Origin of the sequence: Reyranella sp., from assembly GCF_030651995.1 — a bacterium.
Lineage (GTDB): Bacteria > Pseudomonadota > Alphaproteobacteria > Reyranellales > Reyranellaceae > Reyranella.
Genome location: NZ_JAUSBN010000054.1, coordinates 20815 through 41635, shown reverse-complemented (window position 1 = coordinate 41635; position 20821 = coordinate 20815). Strand labels below are relative to the sequence as shown.

General features: G+C 66.1%; 18 protein-coding genes. 5 read left to right on the top strand and 13 right to left on the bottom strand.

All coding sequences use genetic code 11. The annotated features are described in order from the left end of the window. Positions 1-79 precede the first annotated feature (79 nt). The 8 genes from Q7V45_RS16230 to Q7V45_RS16195 all read right to left on the bottom strand — a co-directional run bounded on the left by Q7V45_RS16230 (position 80) and on the right by Q7V45_RS16195 (position 8157). Positions 80-514 carry a hypothetical protein gene (locus Q7V45_RS16230; protein WP_304853914.1) on the bottom strand — a complete coding sequence of 145 codons (435 nt, stop codon included), beginning with the start codon at positions 512-514 and terminating at the stop codon, positions 80-82. A 20-nt stretch (positions 515-534) separates the two neighbouring features. Beyond that, positions 535-2151 carry a GMC family oxidoreductase gene (locus Q7V45_RS16225; RefSeq protein WP_304853913.1) on the bottom strand — a complete coding sequence of 539 codons (1617 nt, stop codon included), beginning with the start codon at positions 2149-2151 and terminating at the stop codon, positions 535-537. Between the two features lie 108 nt (positions 2152-2259). Continuing rightward, entirely contained in the window at positions 2260-3234 is a 975-nt protein-coding gene (locus tag Q7V45_RS16220; RefSeq protein ID WP_304853912.1) for an ABC transporter ATP-binding protein, read from the bottom strand. After that, complete coding sequence (locus Q7V45_RS16215; protein WP_304853911.1) at positions 3227-4216, bottom strand: ABC transporter ATP-binding protein; 990 nt, start codon at positions 4214-4216, stop codon at positions 3227-3229. The genes Q7V45_RS16220 and Q7V45_RS16215 overlap by 8 nt, the downstream gene beginning before the upstream one ends. Continuing rightward, positions 4213-5106, bottom strand: coding sequence for an ABC transporter permease (locus Q7V45_RS16210; RefSeq protein WP_304853909.1), 894 nt, complete (start codon positions 5104-5106; stop codon positions 4213-4215). Before Q7V45_RS16210 ends, Q7V45_RS16215 begins: the two co-directional genes overlap by 4 nt. Before the next feature lie 8 nt (positions 5107-5114). Beyond that, entirely contained in the window at positions 5115-6062 is a 948-nt protein-coding gene (locus Q7V45_RS16205; protein WP_304853907.1) for an ABC transporter permease, read from the bottom strand. A 28-nt stretch (positions 6063-6090) separates the two neighbouring features. Then, positions 6091-7689 (bottom strand): ABC transporter substrate-binding protein, encoded by a 1599-nt coding sequence (locus Q7V45_RS16200; protein WP_304853905.1) that lies wholly within the window; start codon positions 7687-7689, stop codon positions 6091-6093. Between the two features lie 87 nt (positions 7690-7776). Continuing rightward, on the bottom strand, positions 7777-8157 hold the full coding sequence (locus Q7V45_RS16195) for a VOC family protein (protein WP_304853903.1): 381 nt from the start codon (positions 8155-8157) through the stop codon (positions 7777-7779). A 45-nt stretch (positions 8158-8202) separates the two neighbouring features. On the opposite strand from Q7V45_RS16195, the gene Q7V45_RS16190 reads away from it, so the two are divergent. Then, positions 8203-8988: an HpcH/HpaI aldolase/citrate lyase family protein gene (locus tag Q7V45_RS16190; protein WP_304853901.1), complete on the top strand. Its 786-nt coding sequence runs from the start codon at positions 8203-8205 to the stop codon at positions 8986-8988. Between the two features lie 108 nt (positions 8989-9096). On the opposite strand, the gene Q7V45_RS16185 is transcribed toward Q7V45_RS16190, so the two are convergent. After that, positions 9097-10749, bottom strand: a complete 1653-nt coding sequence (locus Q7V45_RS16185; RefSeq protein WP_304853899.1) for a thiamine pyrophosphate-binding protein — start codon at positions 10747-10749, stop codon at positions 9097-9099. A 222-nt stretch (positions 10750-10971) separates the two neighbouring features. On the opposite strand from Q7V45_RS16185, the gene Q7V45_RS16180 reads away from it, so the two are divergent. The 4 genes from Q7V45_RS16180 (at position 10972) to Q7V45_RS16165 (ending at position 15792) form a co-directional block, all read left to right on the top strand. Then, entirely contained in the window at positions 10972-12441 is a 1470-nt protein-coding gene (locus Q7V45_RS16180) for an FAD/NAD(P)-binding protein (protein WP_304853897.1), read from the top strand. Positions 12442-12454: 13 nt separating this feature from the next. Next, complete coding sequence (locus Q7V45_RS16175) at positions 12455-14047, top strand: GMC family oxidoreductase (protein ID WP_304853895.1); 1593 nt, start codon at positions 12455-12457, stop codon at positions 14045-14047. Positions 14048-14147: 100 nt separating this feature from the next. Continuing rightward, positions 14148-15311: an acyl-CoA dehydrogenase family protein gene (locus Q7V45_RS16170; protein ID WP_304853893.1), complete on the top strand. Its 1164-nt coding sequence runs from the start codon at positions 14148-14150 to the stop codon at positions 15309-15311. 1 nt (position 15312) lies between these two features. Continuing rightward, positions 15313-15792 carry a DUF3237 domain-containing protein gene (locus Q7V45_RS16165; RefSeq protein WP_304853892.1) on the top strand — a complete coding sequence of 160 codons (480 nt, stop codon included), beginning with the start codon at positions 15313-15315 and terminating at the stop codon, positions 15790-15792. Positions 15793-15980: 188 nt separating this feature from the next. On the opposite strand, the gene Q7V45_RS16160 is transcribed toward Q7V45_RS16165, so the two are convergent. The 4 genes from Q7V45_RS16160 to Q7V45_RS16145 all read right to left on the bottom strand — a co-directional run bounded on the left by Q7V45_RS16160 (position 15981) and on the right by Q7V45_RS16145 (position 20762). Then, positions 15981-17228 carry a hypothetical protein gene (locus tag Q7V45_RS16160; protein WP_304853890.1) on the bottom strand — a complete coding sequence of 416 codons (1248 nt, stop codon included), beginning with the start codon at positions 17226-17228 and terminating at the stop codon, positions 15981-15983. An 80-nt stretch (positions 17229-17308) separates the two neighbouring features. Next, positions 17309-19156, bottom strand: coding sequence for an ABC transporter ATP-binding protein/permease (locus Q7V45_RS16155; protein ID WP_304853888.1), 1848 nt, complete (start codon positions 19154-19156; stop codon positions 17309-17311). Then, on the bottom strand, positions 19157-19954 hold the full coding sequence (locus tag Q7V45_RS16150) for a class II aldolase/adducin family protein (RefSeq protein WP_304853887.1): 798 nt from the start codon (positions 19952-19954) through the stop codon (positions 19157-19159). Between the two features lie 67 nt (positions 19955-20021). Continuing rightward, positions 20022-20762, bottom strand: coding sequence for a sulfite exporter TauE/SafE family protein (locus Q7V45_RS16145; protein ID WP_304853886.1), 741 nt, complete (start codon positions 20760-20762; stop codon positions 20022-20024). Between the last annotated feature and the right edge of the window lie 59 nt (positions 20763-20821).

The window sequence follows — 20821 nt, the reverse complement described above, 5'->3', positions numbered from 1 at the left end:
TCCGGTCGAGACGACGGACATCCTTCACAAAAAACGCCCGGCGGATCGCTCCGCCGGGCGTTTCGATGTCAGGCCGCCCTCAGTAGGGCAGGCCGTAATAGCCCGGGTTGCCCCAAACGCCCCAATCCATGTCGTTGTCGACGGCATTGTCCATGCCGGTCGGGCTGTAGGGATCGTCCTGGAAGTTAGCGCGCATCGCGGTGGTCATCATCTGCTTCGACGCCTCCTTGATGTAGGCGTTGTAATTGTCCTGCGTGCCCATGTAGAGGCAGCCGCACATCGTCGGGTCGGCGTACACCCACACCGGCTTGCCGTTGTAGGTCTTCCGCACGAGCTTGTGCGGCGGCAGCTGCTTGAACGAAGCGGCCTGGCCGGGCGTCTTGAGCGAGACGACCTTGAAGCCCGAGTCCTGCAGCATGTCGCGCTTCGACTCGGTCTTGGGAGTGTAGCCGTGACAGGCCGACAACAGGCCGCCGACCGCCAGGATGGCGAGTATGGACCTCACAGGCTTCATCACGTCCCCCACTGTTACCGTCAGGCAGCCGCCTTGAGGCCCGCCTTTGCATCCTCTTTGATCATGTCCGCGCCCTTCTCGGCAACCATGATCGTGGGTGCATTGGTGTTGCCCGAGGGAACCGTCGGCATGATCGAGGCATCGATCACCCGCAGCCCGGCGATCCCGTGGACCCGCAGCCGGTCGTCCACCACGGCCATCGGATCGGAGCCCATCTTGCAGGTCCCGACCACGTGATAGGTCGTCTGGCCGTTGCCGCGGGCGAAGCTCAGCCACTCGTCGTAGCTCTGAACCTTGTCGCCGGGATTGTTCTCGAAGGCGATGTACTTCGACATCGACGGATGCGAGACGATCTTGCGGGCGATCTGCATGCCGGCGACCGTGGCGTCGCGGTCGATCTGGGCCGACAGGAAGTTCGGCCGGATGGCCGGCGCGCTGCCCGGGATCGCCGACTTGATGTGGATCGAGCCGCGCGAGTCGGGCCGGCACTGGCCGATGACCACGGTCATGCCGGGCTCGCGCTCGAGATCGCGCTTCTGCGCCGTATCGTAGCTGGCATGCGCCATGTGGAACTGCATGTCGGGGGAGTCGAGGCCCGGCCGGGTGCGCACGAAGCCGTAGACGACGCCGGCGGTGAGCGCGAGCACGCCGCGGCCGGTCGTGTAGTAGCGCACCACCTCCTTCACGAGGTTGATGCCGCGCGTGCGCTCGTTCAGCGTGATCGGCAGCTTCACGCGCCAGTTCATGCGCGGCGCGAAGTGGTCGCCGTAATTCTCGCCGACGCCCTTCAGCTCGTGTTTCACCTCGATGCCGTGGCTGCGCAGCAGCTCCGGCTGACCGATGCCGGAATGCTCGAGCACGCCGGGTGACTGCACGGCGCCGCACGAGACGATGACCTCGCGCCCGCAACGTGCCTCCTTCGCCTGGCCGTGCACGCTGTAGGAGACGCCGACACAGCGCTTGCCCTCGAGGATCAGCTTTTTGACCAGCGCATCGGTCTCGATGGTCAGGTTCGAACGCGAGCGGATGGGATCGAGGAAGGCGCGCGCCGTCGACTGGCGTTTGCCGTTCTTCATCGTCACCTGGAAGTAGCCGAAGCCCTCCTGGTTGCCGTTGTTATAGTCGGCGTTCTTCGGATAGCCGGTGGCCTCGGCCGCATCGATGAAGGCATCGCACAGCTCGTGCGTGTCGCACATCTGCGCGACGTTCAGCGGACCGCCCCGGCCGCGGCTATCGTCGCCGCCCGGCTCGTAGTTCTCGGACTTCCTGAAGTACGGCAGGACCTGCGAATAGGACCAGCCGCGGTTGCCGAACTGCCCCCACGTGTCGTAGTCGAGCGGCTGGCCGCGCACGTAAAGCATGCCGTTGATCGAGCTCGAGCCGCCGAGCGTGCGGCCGCGCGGACAGGGAATGCTGCGTCCGGCCACGCCCTCTTCCGGCTCCATCTGGAAGTTCCAGTTGAATTTTTCATGGTTCAGCAGCTTCGTGAAGCCCGCCGGGATGTCGATCCACATCGACTTGTCGGGCGGCCCGGCTTCCAGCAGCAGGACCTTGACGTTGGCATCCTCGGTGAGGCGATTGGCCAGCACGCAGCCGGCGGACCCGCCGCCCACGATGATGTAATCCCAATTGGCCATAGCGTTTCTGTCTCCCTTTTCGGGAGACAGTCTAGCGCGTCTGTAACGCGGCGCGACCCCAGTTCACGCTCCTCTCCGCCTACGAAGCGAAGGAGAGGGGCTTTTCATCTAGCGCAGGTGGCAGGAAACCTGATGCCCCGGCGCTATTTCGCGCAGCGGTGGCGCTTCCACCTTGCAGCGCGCCACCGCATAGGGACAGCGCGTATGGAAATGACACCCCGACGGCGGCTTCACGGGGCTGGGCACGTCGCCCTGGAGCACGATCTTCTTCCGCTTGATGGCGGGATCCGGCACCGGGACGGCGGCCAGCAGGGCTTCCGTATAGGGGTGCTGGGCGTTGGTGAAGATCGACCGCGTGTCGGCATATTCGACGATGCGGCCGAGATACATCACGGCGATCTGGTGGCTGATATGCTCGACCACCGCGAGATTGTGCGAGATGAACAGGTAGGAGAGCCGACGCTCCGCCTGCAGTTCCATCAGGAGGTTGATGACCTGCGCCTGGATGGAAACGTCGAGCGCCGAGACCGGCTCGTCGCCCACGATCAGCTTCGGTCCCAGCGCCAGGGCACGTGCGATGCCGATGCGCTGCCGCTGCCCGCCCGAGAACTGGTGCGGATAGTTGCTCATCTGCGCCGGACGGAGACCGACACGGGCGAACAGCGCGGACACCTGCTCCTGGCGTTCCTTGGCGTTGGCAACGCCATGGACCAGCAACGGCTCGCCCACGATGTCGCCTGCGGTCATGCGCGGATTGAGGGACGAGAATGGGTCCTGGAAGATGATCTGCATCTGCCGCCGGTAGGGCCGCAGCTCGCCCTTCGAGAGGCCCATGATCTCCTTGCCTTCGACCTTGATCGATCCCGAGGTCGGCTCGACCAGGCGCATGGCGGCACGGCCGGCTGTGGTCTTGCCGCAGCCCGACTCGCCCACCAAGCCGAGCGTCTCGCCGGCCCCTACGGTGAAGGTGACGCCATCCACGGCATAGACCTGACCGACGGTGCGGCGCAGCAGGCCCTTCTTTACCGGGAAGTGCTTCTTGAGGTCCTTGACCTCGATGACGGGGGGATTTGCGCTAACCATGTGTGTGCCAGCAGGCGGCCCAGTGACCGGGCTGCTTCTCCTCATAGGCTGGACGTTCGCTGCGACACTTCTCGTCCGCCCTGCTGCAGCGGGGCGCGAAGGCGCAGCCGGGCGGCAGGTCGAACAGCGGCGGCACGATGCCGGGAATTTCCTGCAGGCGCTCGTTGGTGCGATCGGTCTGCCCGCGCATCAGGTCGAGACGCGGGATCGAATTCATGAGGCCGACCGTGTAGGGGTGAAGCGGCTTGGCGAACAGCTCGCCCACGGTCGCTTCCTCGACCTTGCGGCCGGCATACATGACGATGACCCGGTGCGCGGTCTCGGCCACGACGCCGAGATCGTGCGTGATCAGGAGGACCGCCGCGCTGAACTCGCGCTGCAGCTCGACGATCAGTTCCAGGATCTGCGCCTGGATGGTGACGTCGAGCGCGGTCGTCGGCTCGTCGGCGATCAGCACCTTGGGATTGCAGGCCAGCGCCATGGCGATCATCGCGCGCTGGCGCATTCCGCCCGAGAGCTGGTGCGGATACTCCTTTGCGCGCTGCACCGGCTCGGGGATGCGGACCAGCTCCAGCATCTCGATCGCCCGCTTCATCGCCTGCCTGCGGTCCATGTCGCGATGCAGGATCAACGCCTCGGAGATCTGCTTGCCGATCGTCATCACCGGGTTGAGCGACGTCATCGGCTCCTGGAAGATCATCGAGATCTCGTTACCGCGCACGTCGCGCATCTCCTCCTCGGAGATCTTGAGCAGGTCGCGGCCGGCCAGCTTGATCGAGCCCGACACGATGCGCCCGGGCGGGTCGGGGATCAGCCGCATCAGCGAGAGCGCGGTCATGCTCTTGCCGCAGCCGGATTCACCGACGATGGCCAGCGTCTCGCCCGCGGCGACTTCGAAGTCGACGCCATCGACCGCCTTGACGATTCCCTGGCGCGTATAAAACCACGTGCCGAGATCCGACACTTCAAGAAGAGAACTCATGTACGCTGTCTCGGGTCGAGGATGTCACGCAGGGCGTCGCCCAGCAGGTTGGTGCCGAACACCGTGAGGCTGATGGCGACACCGGGGAAAATCACGAGCCACGGCGCCGTGCGGACGTATTCCGCCGCCGATTCCGAGAGCATGCGGCCCCATGACGGATAGGGCTCCGGGATGCCGAGGCCCAGGAAGGAGAGCGACGCCTCGGTCAGGATCGCCGAACCGAGCTGGGCCGTGCCGAGCACGATCAGCGGCGCCAGCGTGTTGGGCAGGACGTGCCGGACGGCGATGCGGATTTCCCCCATGCCGATGGCCCGGGCGGCCTCGACGAAGGGCTGCTCGCGCAGCGACAGGGTACTCGACCGCACGACGCGGGCCACGCTGGGCACCAGCGGGATCGCGATCGCGATGATCGTGTTCTCCAGCGACGGCCCAAGGGACGCGGCCATGACCAGCGCCATCACCAGAAGCGGCAGCGACTGCATGATGTCCATCAGGCGCTGGGTCGCGAGGTCGAGCCAGCCGCCGATGAAGCCTGACATCAGGCCGATGACCACGCCCAGGATGCCGCCCAGCAGGGTGGCGCCGACGGCGACGGCGAGCGAAATGCGCGCGCCGTAGACGATGCGGCTGAACATGTCGCGGCCCATGAAGTCCGCGCCCAGCCAGTAGGTGCCCCCCGGTGCGGCCAGGGAGGCCCGCGAGTTGGTCGACAGCGGATCGTGCGGTGCGATGACGTTGGCGAACAACGCGGTCAGCACGAAGAGCAGCACCAGGATCGCGCCCACCGCACCCAGCGGATAGCGCCGGGTGAGGAAGCCTGCCTGGCTCCAGAAGCCCGATACGTTGGCGCCGGCCTTGGCGAGCGCGGCATCATGGTCGATGACAGCCATGGGTGCCCTCAGTCCGCGTACTTGATGCGAGGGTCGAGTGCCATATAGGCCATGTCGACCAGGAAATTGACGACGACCACGCAGAAGGCGATCAGCATCACCAGGTTCTGCACGATCGGGTAGTCGCGCCACAGGATGGCCTCGACGAGGAAGCGTGCCACGCCCGGAATGTTGAACACCGTCTCGGTCACGATCAGGCCGCCGACGAGAAACGCCGCCTCGATGCCGATGATGGTGACGACCGGCAGCAGCGCGTTGCGAAGCGCATGCACGTAGTTGACCGTGGTCTGGGACGCGCCCTTGGAGCGCGCCGTCCGGATGTAATCCTGCCGCAGCACCTCGAGCATGGACGATCTCGTCAGGCGCATGATCAGAGCCGAACTTCGAAATCCGACGGCGGCCGCCGGAATGCTGAGCAACAGCATCTCGTCGATGAAACTTCGTGGCTCGTTCGTGTAGATCGGGATCATGCCGAACCACTGGACCGACGCCATCAGGATCAGCAGGCCGAGCCAGAAGGAGGGAAGCGACAGTCCACTCAGGCTGATGAGGCGCAGCAGATAGTCGATCGCCGAATTCTGCCGGACGGCGCTGATGACGCCGAGCGGCAAGCCAAGGATGACCGAGTAGAAGAGCGCCAGGCCCGCGAGCTTGGCGCTGATCGGGATGCGCGGTGCGATTTCCTCGAGGGCCGGCCGCTCCGACACGTAGGCGAAGCCCAGGTCGCCGCGCGCCAGACCGCCGATCCACTGCAGGTACTGATCGAAGATCGGCCGATCGAGGCCGAGCTCGGCCGCGATCTTGGCCTTCTCCTTGGGATCGGCGATGCCCGCCGAATCCACAAGTATGTCGGCAATGTTGCCGGGCACCAGGCGCAGCATGACGAAGATGAGCACCGACATCCCGAAGAGAGTCAGAACCATCAACAGTACGCGGCGGGTAAGATACGCTCCCATCCTCGTCGTGCCTCCGTACGCCTAGGCGTTACTTGTCGAGCCAGACGTCTTCGAGACGCCAGCCGTTGTAGATGCTGTTGTGCTGCAGGACGACGTTCTTCACGGCCGGCGCCCAGCAGGTGTTCGAGACGCCATGCACGATCGGCGGACGCGCCCCGTCCTTGAGCAGCGCCTGCTCGATCTTCGTCACCATGGCCTTGCGCTTGTTCAAGTCAGTCATGGCCGACTGCTCATCGATCATCTTGTCGATCTCGGGGTTCTTGTACGCCGTGTAGTTGCGGTCCGACGTGCTGTAGAAGTTTTCGTAGAACACGCCGTCCGGATCGTCGAGGCCGGCGCCGGTCAGGTTGAGACCGACCTGATAGTTCTTCTGCTGGATCTTGTTGTACCAGATCGTGGTGTCGATCGGCTCCAGCTCCGCCTCGATGTAGATCTGCTTCAGCTGGTCGATGAGGATGACGGCCGGATCGCGATAGATGGCGATGTTGCGCGTCGCCACCTTGATCTTGAGCGGCTTGTCGGGGCCGTAGCCCAGTTCCTTCATGAGGCCGCGCGCGACCTCGCGGTTCTTCTCGATGTCCGGCCCGAAGCCGGGAAGCTTCTGCAGCTCGTCCTGAGTCATGCCCCAGACGCCGGCCGGCGGCGGCAGCATGGTCGCACCGCGCAGGTCGTTGCCCTGGCTCAGGATGTCGCTGAACGGCTTGCGGTCGAGCGAATAGACCAGCGCCTCGCGCAGCTTGGGATTGTCGAACGGCGGCGCGTCGCGGTTGATAAGCAGGTTGGTGTGGACGTTGGTCGGCCGCGCCTCGCAGATCGCGTCCGCCTTCTGGGCCTTCACGTCCTTCAGCAGCGGGAAGGTGATGTCGGAATCGAAGGTGAGATCGTATTCGCCGGCGACAAAGCCCAGCACGCGGGTGCTGCGGTTTGGCACGATCTTGAACTCGATGGCGTCGAGGTAGGGGCGGTCCTTCTTCCAGTAGTCGGGATTGCGCACCAGCTTGATCGCCTCGTTGCGCTTGAAGTCCGCGACCTTGAACGGCCCGGTACCGATCGGCTTGGAGCGCATCGTGCGCGAGTCGACGTGACACGGATAGACCGGCGAGTAGCCGGCCGCCAGCATCGACAGGAACGATGGCTGTTCGCGCGCGAGGGTGAAGGTCACCTCGTTGTCGCCGTTGGTCGTGATCTCCTTCACGTTCTTGTACCAGACCTTGCGCGGGTTCTTGCGGATCATCTCCTGCTTTTCGTCAATCCCACTCAGGGCGTCCCACGTGCACTTCACGTCCTTGGACGAGAAGGGCTTGCCGTCATGCCACTTCACGCCGCTGCGCAGCTTGAAGGTGAGCTTCGTCTTGTCGGCGTTCCACGACCAGCTCTCGGCCAGTTCGGGCACGATCTTGTCGGGACTGTTGATCTTCTCCTTCGGGTCGAAAAACACGAGATTGTTGAAGACCGACATGAACGGCATGTTCACCGAGATCGTCGCTTCCTCGTGCACCGAGGCACTCGGCGGATTGTCGCGATGGGACACACGAAGTGTCCCGCCCTGCTTCTGCGCGAAGGCAGGAGCGGCGATGACCACGGCGGCCGCAAGGCCGCCGGCAATGATTGCCAGACGATTTCTCATTCTCATCCTCCCAGAGGTCGCGCTCGTTGGCGCGCTTGTTCTTCCCCGTTAGCTCTAGGCTATCACATCGTGTGAGTTGGCCAAGCCTTAAAGCGCCGGACCCTTAAGTTCTATCTGGTTCCCTTCCGGATCATGGAAATAGACCGAGGGTCCGGTGCCTTCGGCGCCATAGCGTTCGACGGTTTCGCCGACCGATATCCCAAACGGCGCGAGTTGCGTGACGATGGCGTCACGATCGAACGGCTCGATGCGAAAGCAGAGGTGATCCATGTTCGCAACGACCGGGCCCTGCGTTTCGCTATGCACGAGATCGAGCATCGAGGAACCGGCGCGCATCTGAACGAGGTTCAGCCGCTCGATACGCCGCTCCTCGCGGAATCCCAGCGCCTGTTCGTAGAACCGCACCATGCCGGCCAGATCACGCACACGCAGCACGACATGGTCGATCCGTTCGACTTTAAAGGTCATGGCGAATAGCCTCCTCCGGGCAAGAACAAACCCATGGAGGAGAGAATGGCGTTTGCAGTCAATGCCGCCAAGGCGCGCCTGAAGAAGAACGAACTGTCCATCGGCATCGGCATCCGGCTGGTCCGCAACGTCGACATCGTGAAGGTCATGAAGGCCGCGGGCTTCGACTGGCTGTTCATCGACCTCGAGCACGGATCGATGTCGATCGAGACGGCGTGCGAGATCGCCATCGCCGCGCAGGACTCAGGCATCGCCCCGATCGTGCGCGTACCGTATGGCGAACTCACCATGGCGACGAGGGTGCTGGACGGCGGCGCGCTGGGCATCGTCGTCCCGCATGTCGATACACCGGAGGAGGCGAAGGAGATCGCCGACAAGCTCCGCTATCCGCCGCGCGGCCACCGCTCTGTGGGCGGCGGCCAGGCGCAGTTCGACTACGAGCCGATGCCGCTGGGCGAGATGACGACGAAGTCGGACGAGAACACGCTGATCGTGGTGATGATCGAGACGCCCAAGGCGGTCGAGAATGCCGAGGCGATCGCGGCGGTGCCGGGCATCGACTGCCTGCTCGTGGGATCGAGCGACCTGTCGATGGAAATGGGCATCCCCGGCGACACCGGCAATCCGAAGGTCCAGGCCGCGGTCGACAAGGTCATCGCCGCCTGCCGCAAGCACGGCAAATGGCCCGGCATGGGCGGCGCCTACACCGAAGAGCTGCTCAAGCTCTACACCGACAAGGGCATGAAGTTCCTGCTGTCCGGCAACGATCTGCCGATGCTGACCGGCGCTGCCCGTGCGCACCAGGCGAAGGTGCGGGCGTTTCAGAAGTGACAGCAGGGCCGTCATCCCAAGCTTAGCGAGGATCTTTGTCTTTTCTGCACCGGGCGGGCTATCGCGCCTCGGAAGGCGCTGTCGCCCGCCCGCGCGTATGAACGCGCGTTAACGCTTCCCTTCGATCTCGATTTCGACGAGGTGCGGCTTGCCGGACTTGAAGGCGGCCTCGACGGCGGCCTTGATGTCGTCGGCCTTGGCGACGTAGGTGCCGGCGACGCCCATGCCCTTGGCGAGATCGACGAAGCCCATGGTCGGGCCGGTCAGGTCCATGTGCATATAGGGCTTGTTCGACTTCACGTCGAAGCGCTGGCGATAGGCGTCGATGTTGTGCTTCAGCACGCGATACTCGCGGTTCGCGAGGATCACGAAAACGATCGGCAGCTCGTGATGTGCCGCCGTCCACAGCGCCTGGATCGAGTACATCGACGAGCCGTCGCCCGACAGGCACAGGATCGGCCGCTTCGTCTCGGCCACCGCAACGCCGATGGCGCCGGCCAGCCCCTGGCCGATGCCGCCGCCGCGGCCGCTGTAATAGTCGCCCGGTCTCTTGAAGGTGAAGGTCTTGAAGAGGTCGAGGTTGGCGGTGATCGTCTCGTCGACCACGACGACATCCTTCGGCGAGCCCGCGCGGATCTCCGCCATGGCGCGGGCCATCGAGGTCGGCGTGCGCGACCAGGCCTTTTCGACACGCGCTTTCTGAGCCGCATCGTCGGCCGCCTTGCGCGCCTTCATCTCTTCGTTGCGCTTGGATGCCGCCGCCGCATCGACGCCGGTCAGGGCCGCGTCGAGCGCCTCCAGTGCCACACCGGCATCGGCGACCACGCCGGCATCGAGCGCGAAATTGTAGGCGAGCCGCGAGGCGCCGGCCTCGATCTGCAGCACCTTGGTGCCGGCGGCGAATGGCGAACCCGGCGCGTACCAGACTTCCTCGAAGAAGGGCCCGCCCACCATCAGCACGAGATCGCTGTCGGCCAGCTGCCTGGCCACGCCAGGCGCATCGAAGGCCAGCGTGCCGCGATAGGCCGGATGATCGGTCGGGAAGGAATTCCGCCCGCGCAGCCCCTCGAACCAGACCGAGGCGCCCAGCTTCTCGACCAGCTTGACCAGCGTCCTGTCAGCGCCGGCGCGGGCGATATCGTCGCCGGCCACGATGGTCGGGCTCTTCGCGGCCGCCAGCAGCTTGGCCATGGCGGCGATGCCCGCCGGATCGGGGCGGGTCGCGGTATAGGAATGGCCGGGCCGCCCCGCCGGAATGGAGGTCTCCTGCTCCATCACGTCGATCGGCAGCGCCACGAACACAGGACCGGCCGGCGCTTCGTTGGCGATCTTGAAGGCGCGCTGCAGGATCGGGCCCAGCTCGTCAGCCCGCTCGACCTGCACGCTCCACTTCGTCACGGGCGCAGCGATGGCGGCGAGGTCGTGGCCCAGGATCGGATCGCGCAGACGCATGCGCGTGTCCTGCTGGCCGGCCGTCACCACCATGGGCGAGTTGTTCTTCAGAGCACTGTAGATCGCGCCGATCGCATTGCCGAGGCCCGGCGCCACATGCAGGTTCACGAAGGCAGTCTTGCCGCTGGCCTGCGCGTAGAAGTTGGCCGCGCCGGTCGCGACGCCTTCATGCAGGTGCACGATGTACTGGAGCTGCGGATAGTCGAGCAGGGAATCGAGCAGCGGACTTTCGGTCGTGCCGGGGTTGCCGAAGATCCGGTCGACCCCGTGATTGATCAGCGTGTCCAACAGAACCTGACGTCCGCGCATTCCATACTCTCCCTTTGACTTTCCCTGGTCCGGCCGCGCCGTTCGCCCGTCCGGATCGGCAACTCCCCGCATAGTACCGGGGCTTGAGCGCCCATGGCATCCGGAGATGGCCACCGGCGGCCGTCCAGTTCCTCCCCGTGATACGACAGGCCGCAGAGGCACGGCAGTTCATTCAACGGGGCCACCCTGCTAAGGAAATGCGTGGAGGGTCGGAAGCACGGCATGGATGGTATTGTCGAGCGGCATTCGCCGGGCCTGGACGAACTCGAGACGGCCGCGCGCCACGACCTGGCGCGGTTGAACTATCCGCCGGCCAACTGGGTGCCGGAGAAGACCGGCCCCGACGGCCGCCGCGTACTCGACGTTCTGATCGTCGGCGCCGGCATGTGCGGTCAGACCGTCGGTTGGGGCCTGCTGCGCGAGGGCATCCGCAACATCCGCGTGATCGAGCGCAACACCCACGGCCATGAAGGGCCGTGGAACACCACGGCGCGCATGCCGATCCTGCGCTCGCCCAAGCATCTCACCGGCCCCGACCTCGGCGTGCCGTCGCTCACCTTCCGCGCTTGGTACGAGGCCCAGCACGGCGCCGAGGGCTGGGAGAAGCTCTACAAGATCGCACGGCTCGACTGGCTCTCCTATCTCCTGTGGGTGCGCAGGGTCGTCGACCTGAAGGTCGAGAACGGGGTGTCGTTGCTCGGGATCGAGCCCGCCGGCGACTTCCTGCAGGCGAGCCTGTCGACCGGCGAAACGGTGCTGGCGCGCAAGATCGTGCTGGCCAACGGCCGCGACGGATCGGGTGGCTTCCGCTGGCCGTCGTTCCCCTCGTTCGACCCCGCGGATCCCGCCCGCGCCGGCCGCGTCTTCCACACGCTGGAAGAGATCGATTTCACGCAGCTGAAGGGCAAGCGCCTCGGAATCCTGGGCGTGCTCGCGACGGCGATCGACAATGCCTGCACGGCGCTGGAAGCCGGTGCGCGCGAGGCGATCTGCTATGCGCGGCGGCCGCACCTGCCCCAGGTCAACAAGTCGAAGGGCGTCTCCTTCCCCGGCTTCCAGCGCGGCCAGGGCATGCTGGACGATGACTGGCGCTGGAAGATCTACACCTACATGCTGGCGGCCGGCTCACCACCGCCGCACGAATCTGTGCTGCGGGCGCAGAAGCTGCCGGGCTTCGCCTTCCGCTTCGCCGAGCCGTGGCTCGACATGATCGTCGACGCGGACGGCGTCACCGTGAAGACGACCAAGGGGACGGAACGCTTCGATGCGGTCCTGCTGGGCACCGGCTTCGACATCGATCTCGCGCGGCGCCCGGAACTGGGACCGTTCGCCGCCAACGCGACCCTGTGGGGCGACCGCCGTACGCCGGCGGACGCCAGCGCCAACGCCGAGGCGGCACGTTATCCCTATCTCGGTCCGGGCTTCGAGCTGATCGAGAAGGTGCCCGGCCGCACACCGCACATGGGCGACATCCACCTCTTCAACTGGGGCAGCATCCTGAGCCACGGCGCGCTCTCCGGCGACATTCCCGGCCTGTTCGTCGGCTCGACACGCCTCGTGCAGTCGATCTCGCACGCGCTGTTCCGCGACGACGTCGAGACGCACGTACGGAACATGTATGCACAGGAAGATCCGGAGCTCGCGCCGACCGACTATTTCGTGCCGCGCGACCGGCGATCCGGCACACTCTGAGGGGGGAAGAAACATGCAGGCGGATTATGTCGTCGTCGGCGCGGGATCGGCCGGCTGCACGGTCGCGGCGCGCCTCAGCGAGACCGGCGCGACGGTGATCCTGCTGGAGGCCGGCCCCAGCGACTGGCATCCCATGATCCACATCCCGGCCGGCATACGCTCGCTGATCCGCAATCCGCTGGTGAACTGGAACTACACGACCGAGCCGGAGAAGGGCTCGGGCGACCGCCGCATCGAGTGGCCGCGCGGCCGCACCCTGGGCGGCTCGAGCTCGATCAACGGCATGCTCTATGTGCGCGGCGCGCCGGCCGATTTCGACGGCTGGGCCCAGATGGGCTGCCGCGGCTGGAGCTACGACGACGTGCTGCCCTACTTCATGAAGTCCGAGCAGTACGTGCAGGGCGGCGACAATGAGGTACGCGGCCAGGACGGCCCCCTCAAGGTCGAGGACTATCGCACCATCCTGCCCCTCACTCATCGTTTCGTTGAAGGCGCCCAGCAGGCCGGCTTCCCGTTCAATCCCGACCTCAACGGCAAGACGCGTCACGGCGTCGGCTATTCGCAGATGACCCGTCGCGGACGGTGGCGCGGTTCGACGGCGCAGACCTATCTCCGCGAGGCACGCAGCCGTCCCAACCTGCGGGTCGAGACGAACGCCCAGGGCGGCAAGCTGATGTTCGAGGGCAAGCGCTGCGTCGGCGTCACCTTCCAGCGTGGCGGCAAGCTCACCGAGGTACGGGCCAACCGCGAGGTCATCGTCTCGGGCGGCGCCGTCAACTCACCGCACATCCTGCAGATCTCCGGTGTGGGGCCGGCGGCGCACCTGCAGTCGCTCGGCCTCCCGGTGGTGCACGACCTGCCTGGCGTCGGATCGAACCTGATCGACCACTACGTCGTGCGAGTCGTGCATCGCGTGAAGGGTGTCGAAACGGTCAACGAGGTCTCGCGCTTTCCGCGCGTGCTGCCGGAGATCCTGCGCTTTGCCTTCACCGGCCGCGGCGCCCTCACCTTCGGCGTGACGACGGCGCAGGTCTTCTGCGATAGCCGCGAGGGCCTGGCCTCCCCCGACCTGCAGCTGCTGTTCACACCCGGCAGCTCGCATCCGCTGAAGTTCGGGCAGCTCGACGAACGGCCCGGCATGAGCTGCGTCGTCTGCGTCGTGAAACCCGACAGCCGCGGCACGATCATGGCGGCCTCGTCCGACCCCTTCGCGCGCCCGCACATCAAGCCGAACTATCTCACCACGCACACCGACGAGCTGGCCCTGCTGGGCGGCTTTCGACACACCCGCCGCATCTTCGCGGCGGCGGCGCTCTCCCAGCACAGTGAAGGCGAGATCCAGCCCGGCCCCGATGTGAAGACCGACGCCGACCTGCTGGCCTATGCCCGCCGCGCCGGCAACACGCTCTATCATCCGGTCGGCACCTGCCGGATGGGCGAGGATCCGCGCGCCGTCGTCGATTCGCGCCTGCGCGTACACGGCCTCCAGGGTCTGCGGGTGATCGATGCCTCGGTGATGCCGACGCTGACCACCGGCAACACCAATGCGCCCACCATCATGATCGGCGAGAAGGGCGCGACGATGATCCGCGAGGATGCGCGCTGAGCCGCACAGAGAAAACGCATCGTGGCGCCGAACAGGATTCTGCGCACTGTGATCGCCTCGAAGTTCGCTACGATGCCGATGCAAGAAACGGGGAAATGACATGGGTTACATGACTGACGAGCGCCGCATGATCCAGGAGACGGCGCGCGCCTTCGTCATGAAGGAAGTGCTGCCGGTCGCCAACAAGCTCGATCCGGAAAAGGGCGACATCCCGCCCGAGCTGATCCAGAAGCTGGCCGACATGGGTTATTTCGGCATCGTGATCCCCGAGCAGTATGGCGGCCTGGGCCTCGGCGTCTTCGAATACTGCCTCATCACCGAGGAGCTGGCGCGCGGCTGGATGAGCGTGGCCTCCATCATCGCGCGCGGAAACGGCCTCAGCGCCGGGCGCGGCATGACCGAGGAACAGCGGGCCGTCTTCCTGCCCCGCGCCGCCCGCGGCGAATTTCTGGGCGCCGCGGCCATGTCGGAGCCCAACGTGGGATCCGATCTCGGCAGCATCGCCTGCCGGGCGCGCCGGGACGGCGACGATTGGGTGATCACCGGCAACAAGTACTGGTGCACCTTCGCCGACGGCGCCGACTACATCATGCTGGTGGCCCGCACCTCCGACGCGCCCGATCCCAAGCGCAAGCATGTCGGCCTCTCCTCCTTCCTGATCGAGAAGCCCCGGGGCACGCTGCCGCCGGGCGTGAAGGGCGCGCCGATTCCCAAGATCGGTTACTTCGGCTGGAAGACCTGGGAACTGGCCTTCGACGAATGCCGGCTGCCCGGCTCGGCGCTGATCGGCGAGGAAGGCCGCGCCTTCTACTACATCTCGGCCGGGCTCGAGCGCGCCCGCGCCCATACGGCGGCCCGCGCCATCGGCCTCGCCCGCGGCGCGCTGGAGGACGCCACCGCCTATGCGCAGGAGCGCCGCCAGTTCGGCCAGGCGATCGGCGACTTCCAGAACACGCGCTTCCGCCTCGCCCGCATGGCGACCGAGATCGAGGCGTCGCGCCAGCTCATGTATTTCGTCTGCGACGAGATCGACCAGAAGCGGCGCTGTGACAAGGAGGCGGCGATGGTGAAGTTCCACGCTTCCGAAATGGCCGAGAAGGTCACCTCCGAGGCGCTGCAGGTGTTCGGCGGTGCCGGCTACACGACGCTTCATGCCGTCGAGCGCTACTGGCGCGACGCACGCCTCACCAAGATCTTCGAGGGCACCTCGGAGATCCAGCAGCGCATCATCTCCGATCACCTGCTCGGCAAGCAGCAGGCCTGACATGGACGTCGACGCCTTCATCGAAACCGCCCCCGCCCTGCGCTTCGCCTTCTCCATCAAGGCCAGGGTCGGGCCGGTGCAGGATCTTGGCCAGACCGCGCGCGGCCATCGCCGCATCATCGACATCCTGGGCGGGGAGGTGCGGGGCCCCCGGCTGGACGGCGAGATCCTGCCGGGCGGCGCGGACTGGCAGATCGTGCGGCCCGACGGCACGATCGAGGTGGTGGCGCGCTACACGATTCGCAGCAAGGCTGGCGCGCTAATCTACGTCCAGAACGAGGGCCTGCGCGTTGCGAGTCCGGAAATTCTGGAGCGCATGTCGAAGGGCGAGCTGCTGCCACCCGGCAGCTACCACTTCCGCACGGCGCCACGTTTCGAGACATCGGAGCCGACCCTCAAGTGGCTGGAGCGCGCGATTTTCGTCGGGGTCGCCACCCGCGCGCCGGACCGTGTCGCGATCGGCTTCCACGAGGTGCTGTAAACAAGAGAGACCCGTCGTCTCGACCGAAGCGCCCCCTCGCAAGCCCTCGGGGCAGGCTCCGCCGCGAAGTGGAGAGACCTTTTATCGACGACAAGCCGGCGATTCGCAGAGAGAAGATCTCTCCACTCCGCCTCGCTGCGCGAGGCTCCGGTCGAGATGACGGGCTCTCCATTAGAAATCATCTCGCCTTAGCGTTGCTTCTTGCGGCAGGCCGCCGCAACGCGAGGCGCGATCAGCGCCGCGAACCGGGCGGAGCCCGTCGGCGAGAAATGCTCGCCGTCCCAGAAATCGGCGGCCTCGAACTGCGTCTCGTCGACCGCGACATAGGTGTCACCCAGCGACGCGGCTTCGCGCTGCAGGATGCCGGTCAACCGCGAAAGCAGCGCCCGCAGGTCGCCGACCCTGACGAAGGGCGCCCACAGGCTGCCGCGCCAGCTCGCCGCTTCGAGCGAGGCGTGATCGAACACCTCACCGATCCAGATGGTGGCGATGCCGCGCTGACGGTTGATCGCCGAGATCGTCCGGACGTTGCGCGTGAAGATCGCCTCCAGCGCCGGATCGGGATCGCCGCTCAGCTGCCCTTCCGGCTGAGGCGGACGGGCGGTATCGAAGGCGAAGGCCGCCAGCCGGCCGAGAAGGCGCAGCAGAGGCGAGGCCGATGGAAGCAGCCGTTCCACCCGCCGCACTTCCAGGGCATCGATCAGCAGCGGCGTCTGGTAGTCGGCAAAGCCCGGGTCGAGACTGCGGATGTGCGCGCTGGTGACATCGCCTCCTCCCACGAGATAGACGGCACAATCGGGCTGGACGCCGAAGGCCGGCTGATAGAACGCCGTCCGGATCACGATCTGGACCGTGCTGTTGGACGTGACGCCATGGTTCAGCACGGCGAACCGCTCGCCACCCAACAGGGCCTCCAGTCGTTCCGGCCAGGTCTCGCCGTCGCGAACGGCGAGATCCTCGGTCGTCGAGCCACCGAAGACGGCAACGACCGTCTTGTCGCGCAGCTCCCCGGACGAGCGCTCCCGACCGCGCAATCCTTGCGAATTGACATGGTACTTCCCGGAGTCTCCCGCCGAGGTCGGCACGTTGGTGGCTTGCAGAAGGGGATGCCAGGTCCTGATCACCTCGCGCGGCCGGTCGGAGGGCAGCAGGTCACTCTTCGCCAGGTCGTGGCGGGTCAGGGCGACCGATCCGAGGCCCAGGCCCAGTTCGATCGCCGCGAGTGACACCACCACCATCGTGATGCGCGGCCAGCGCGCGCAGACGATGCCGAGCCCGAGCAGGATCGCGACGTAAGCGAAATACCAGCTGCGCGGCGAACCCGGCGCCAGCTCGGACGCGAGCTGGTAACGCCACACGACGGCACCCGCCACCACCGCCAGCACCAGCGAGACCAGGATCGCAATCATCCGCTCGAAGCGACGGGGCTTCGCCAACCCGACGTGATGTGAAACCCAGCGGAGCATCTGCCCGCGGGAAATATCACGCCGCCGCGGGCCTCACAAAAGGCGGCGGTTCAGCGGCCCAGCAGGTTGGCGCGGACCTTCGCCCAGAAGCCGGGGTCGCGGGGTGCCGAACGGCTGACCGCCGCCACCTTGCGGTAGAGGTCGCCCAGAGACCGCTGGCTTGCGTCGGCCCGGAGCCTGGTGCCGTCGGGACCGGGCTCCAGGGTCAGCTCGCGCGTATGGAAGACTTCCAGTCCCGGCCGATGGCCGATGCTGACCACCGAGGTTTCCGGCAGCTCCTCGATCAGGAGAGTCATGACGTTCTCCTGCCCGGCTTCGTCGAGCGCCGAGGTGGCCTCGTCCATGAAGATCCAGGCGGGCTTGTGGACCAGAACGCGGGCGAAGGCCACGCGCTGCTGCTCGCCGCCGGACAGGATGTGGTCCCAGCGCTCGGTCTCGTCGAGTCGGTCACGGAGGTGATCGAGGCCGACCTTGTGCAGCATGTCCTTCAGCACCTCGTCGCTGATGCCCTCCTCCGGCTCAGCCGGATAGAGCATCGCGTCGCGCAACGTGCCCAACGGGAAATAGGGCTTCTGCGGCATGAAGGTGATGGCGCCGGTCGGCAGATGGATGGCCCCCCTGCCCCACGGCCAAACGCCGGCAACCGCCCGCATGATCGTACTCTTGCCGCTGCCCGACTGGCCGCGGATCAGCACCCGCTCGGCGCGCTGGATCTCGACCTCGGCTTCCGCCACCAGCATCTTGCCGTTGGGGCGGGCTACGCCCAGATCGCGCATCACCAGCTTGTCGGACTTGCCCGCCGGATGAACCACGATCCGCGCCTCGTCAGGCGCCTCGCTGCTGTCCTCGAGGTCGGTCAGCGCCACGTGCAGGTGCACCACGCGATCGGTCGAGGCGCGCCACTCGGCGAACTTGGGGAAATTGTCGATCAGCCACGACAGCGCCCACTGCACGCTGGAGAAGGCCTGCGCCGTCTGCATCAGGCCGCCCAGCGCGATCTCGCCGCCGAGATAGCGCGGCAGGGCGACGATCAGCGGCACGATGGGCGCGAGATAGGCCAGCGAGCTGGTGAGCAGGGAGAGGCTTCCCTGGCCGCGCGTCTGGACGTTCCAGGCCGACCGCAGGTCGGAGAGCGAGCTGCGCAAGCGTTCGCGCTCGTCCTCCTCGCCACGCATCAGCGCAATGCCTTCGGCATGCTCGCGCGCCCGCGTCAGCCCCGACCGAAAGTCGGCCTCGCGACTCTGGCGGACATTGCCGGCATGAATCAGGCCGCGGCCGAGAAAATAGGTGAGCAGCGAGCCGACCAGCGCGTAGGCCACGGCAGCCCACACCATGTAGCCCGGCAGGTCGAATTCCAGGTCGAACAGCCGGATCGGCATCGTGCCCGACAGGACCCACAGCACGCTGAGAAAAGTGACGAGTTGCAGCACGCACTGCAGGATGCTCTGCGCGAACTCGACCGCAAGCTCGGTCGAGACGCGGATATCCTCGGCGATGCGCCCATCGGGATTGTCGACTTCGTCGGCCAGCATGCCGAGCTGGTACTGGCGGCCGCCGTTCAGCCAGCGCAGCAGCGTGACGTGCGACAGCCAGGAGCGCCAGTTGATCTGGAGTCGCCGCTTGACGTGCAACTGGATCGCCACCGCGACGCCCGCGGAGGCGACGATGGCCGCCAGTATCCAGAGCAGCCGCATGAGCTCGACGACGTCACGCTTGTCGAGTGCGTTGAAGAAATCCCTGTTCCAGATGTTCAGCCACAGCGCGATGCCGACATTCGCGACGCCGAGCAACACGAGACCGCCGGTGAGCATCCACGCGACGGCACGGTATCCCGGGGCCGTCCAGTATCCACTGGCGACGGCCGCGAAGGCACGTACGGAACTGTGCGGTGTGTCCAATCAGTCGCGGAAGCCCGGATCGATCCGGTCGAGCTTCCGCAGGAGCGCCGGCCAGTCCAGCAGGCCGAACGGCCGGCGGGTCTTCGGCTGGTAATTCACGTAGGTCGCGTCGACTACGTCGGCCGGGACGTCGATCAGCTTGGTGTTGCACGACATGGCCGCGATTTGCGTCTTGCAGCTCAGCTCCAGCCGGTGCATGGCGTTGAACGCCTCGGGTATCGTCGCGCCGGTCGTCAGCAGACCGTGGTTGCGCAGGATCATCGCGTTGTTGTCGCCCAGGCTCTTCACAAGAGCCTCGCGGGCGGCGAGATCGAGGACCACGCCGTCGAAATCGTGATAGCTGATTCTGGCGAAGCGCATCGAGGTCTGCGTGTTGGGCAGCAGGCCGCATTCCATCGTCGAGACCGCCATGCCGGGCCAGGTATGGGTGTGGATCACGCAGCCGACATCGGGCTTGGCCATGTGAATGGCGCTGTGGATCACGAAGCCGGCGCGGTTGACGCCGTAGTCCAGGCCGCCATTGAACTCCGGCTTGGCCAGGATGTTGCCCTCGTGGTCGATCTTCAGGAGGCTCGAAGCGGTGATCTCTTCGTACAGCAATCCGTAGGCATTGATCAGGAAGGCGTCATGCTCGCCCGGCACCCGCACCGAGATGTGGTTCGCGATCAGGTCGGACATGCCGTACAGGTCGATCAACCGGTAACAGGCCGCGAGGTCGACACGCGCCTGCCATTCCTCCGGCGAGACGTTGGACCGAAGATCGGCAACCTTTGAAGTCTTGAGGGCGTGCACGGCCATGAAAACACTCCAGGAATGAATCGGTTCCGGAAGCTAGACCCGGCCTCTGCGATCGTCCATCGACCGCTCAAATCAGCCCGCGCGCTGCGAGATAGGCGCCCAGCGCCAGAAGGCCCGAGAAGAACCACAACCGGAATGTCGCGGGCGACAGCCGCGCACGGACGGCCTGGCCCAGTCGCATGCCCAGCAACGCCACAGCGACGCCGGCGACCGACGGCCAGGCCAACTCCAGACTGAGGCCGGCGCTGCCCATCAGGGTGACAGCCAACGCCAGCGTCGAGACGGTGAAGGACAGCCCGAGCGCCTGCACCAGCTCATCCTTTGTGAGACCGATCGCCTGGAGATAGGGCACCGCCGGAATGACGAAGACGCCGGTCGCGGCCGTGATGGCGCCCGTGCTCGCCCCGGCGAGCGGGCCCATCCACCTTTCTGCACCGGTCGGCACGGTGAGCTTCAGAGCCGCCAGTCCGGACACGGCATAGGCCATCAACGCAATACCGAGCGCCAGTGTGCCATACGGCCCGCCGAGCCCCGACAGGAAGGCGGCGCCCGCCCACGTGCCGAGGCAGACCCCGAGGTTCAGGGGCCAGAGCCGTCGCAGGAGTGGCCTGAAATGCGGCCCGTCCAGCATCTGCCAGACATTGGTGACCAGGGACGGCAGGATCAGCAGCGCCGCAGCCTCGACGGGTGACAGGACCACGGCCAGCAGACCCATCGAGATGGTGGGAAGCCCCAGTCCGATGACGCCCTTGGCAAAACCGGCCAGGGAGAAGACCGCGAGGACGAAAGCCAGGATCGACAGCTCCATGACCCACCCTTGCCGCCCGCTGGACCCTTCGCAATGCGGAGAATACGGCGTATGCCTTT

Bases quoted from the DNA above. Each gene is read 5' to 3' on its own strand.
- Q7V45_RS16195 (WP_304853903.1), bottom strand. From the start codon at position 8,157: ATGACCTTTAAAGTCGAACGGATCGACCATGTCGTGCTGCGTGTGCGT.
- Q7V45_RS16205 (WP_304853907.1), bottom strand. From the start codon at position 6,062: ATGGGAGCGTATCTTACCCGCCGCGTACTGTTGATGGTTCTGACTCTC.
- Q7V45_RS16215 (WP_304853911.1), bottom strand. From the start codon at position 4,216: ATGAGTTCTCTTCTTGAAGTGTCGGATCTCGGCACGTGGTTTTATACG.
- Q7V45_RS16145 (WP_304853886.1), bottom strand. From the start codon at position 20,762: ATGGAGCTGTCGATCCTGGCTTTCGTCCTCGCGGTCTTCTCCCTGGCC.
- Q7V45_RS16220 (WP_304853912.1), bottom strand. From the start codon at position 3,234: ATGGTTAGCGCAAATCCCCCCGTCATCGAGGTCAAGGACCTCAAGAAG.
- Q7V45_RS16170 (WP_304853893.1), top strand. From the start codon at position 14,148: ATGGGTTACATGACTGACGAGCGCCGCATGATCCAGGAGACGGCGCGC.
- Q7V45_RS16190 (WP_304853901.1), top strand. From the start codon at position 8,203: ATGGCGTTTGCAGTCAATGCCGCCAAGGCGCGCCTGAAGAAGAACGAA.
- Q7V45_RS16175 (WP_304853895.1), top strand. From the start codon at position 12,455: ATGCAGGCGGATTATGTCGTCGTCGGCGCGGGATCGGCCGGCTGCACG.
- Q7V45_RS16230 (WP_304853914.1), bottom strand. From the start codon at position 514: ATGAAGCCTGTGAGGTCCATACTCGCCATCCTGGCGGTCGGCGGCCTG.
- Q7V45_RS16225 (WP_304853913.1), bottom strand. From the start codon at position 2,151: ATGGCCAATTGGGATTACATCATCGTGGGCGGCGGGTCCGCCGGCTGC.
- Q7V45_RS16200 (WP_304853905.1), bottom strand. From the start codon at position 7,689: ATGAGAAATCGTCTGGCAATCATTGCCGGCGGCCTTGCGGCCGCCGTG.
- Q7V45_RS16185 (WP_304853899.1), bottom strand. From the start codon at position 10,749: ATGCGCGGACGTCAGGTTCTGTTGGACACGCTGATCAATCACGGGGTC.
- Q7V45_RS16165 (WP_304853892.1), top strand. From the start codon at position 15,313: ATGGACGTCGACGCCTTCATCGAAACCGCCCCCGCCCTGCGCTTCGCC.
- Q7V45_RS16210 (WP_304853909.1), bottom strand. From the start codon at position 5,106: ATGGCTGTCATCGACCATGATGCCGCGCTCGCCAAGGCCGGCGCCAAC.
- Q7V45_RS16180 (WP_304853897.1), top strand. From the start codon at position 10,972: ATGGATGGTATTGTCGAGCGGCATTCGCCGGGCCTGGACGAACTCGAG.
- Q7V45_RS16150 (WP_304853887.1), bottom strand. From the start codon at position 19,954: ATGGCCGTGCACGCCCTCAAGACTTCAAAGGTTGCCGATCTTCGGTCC.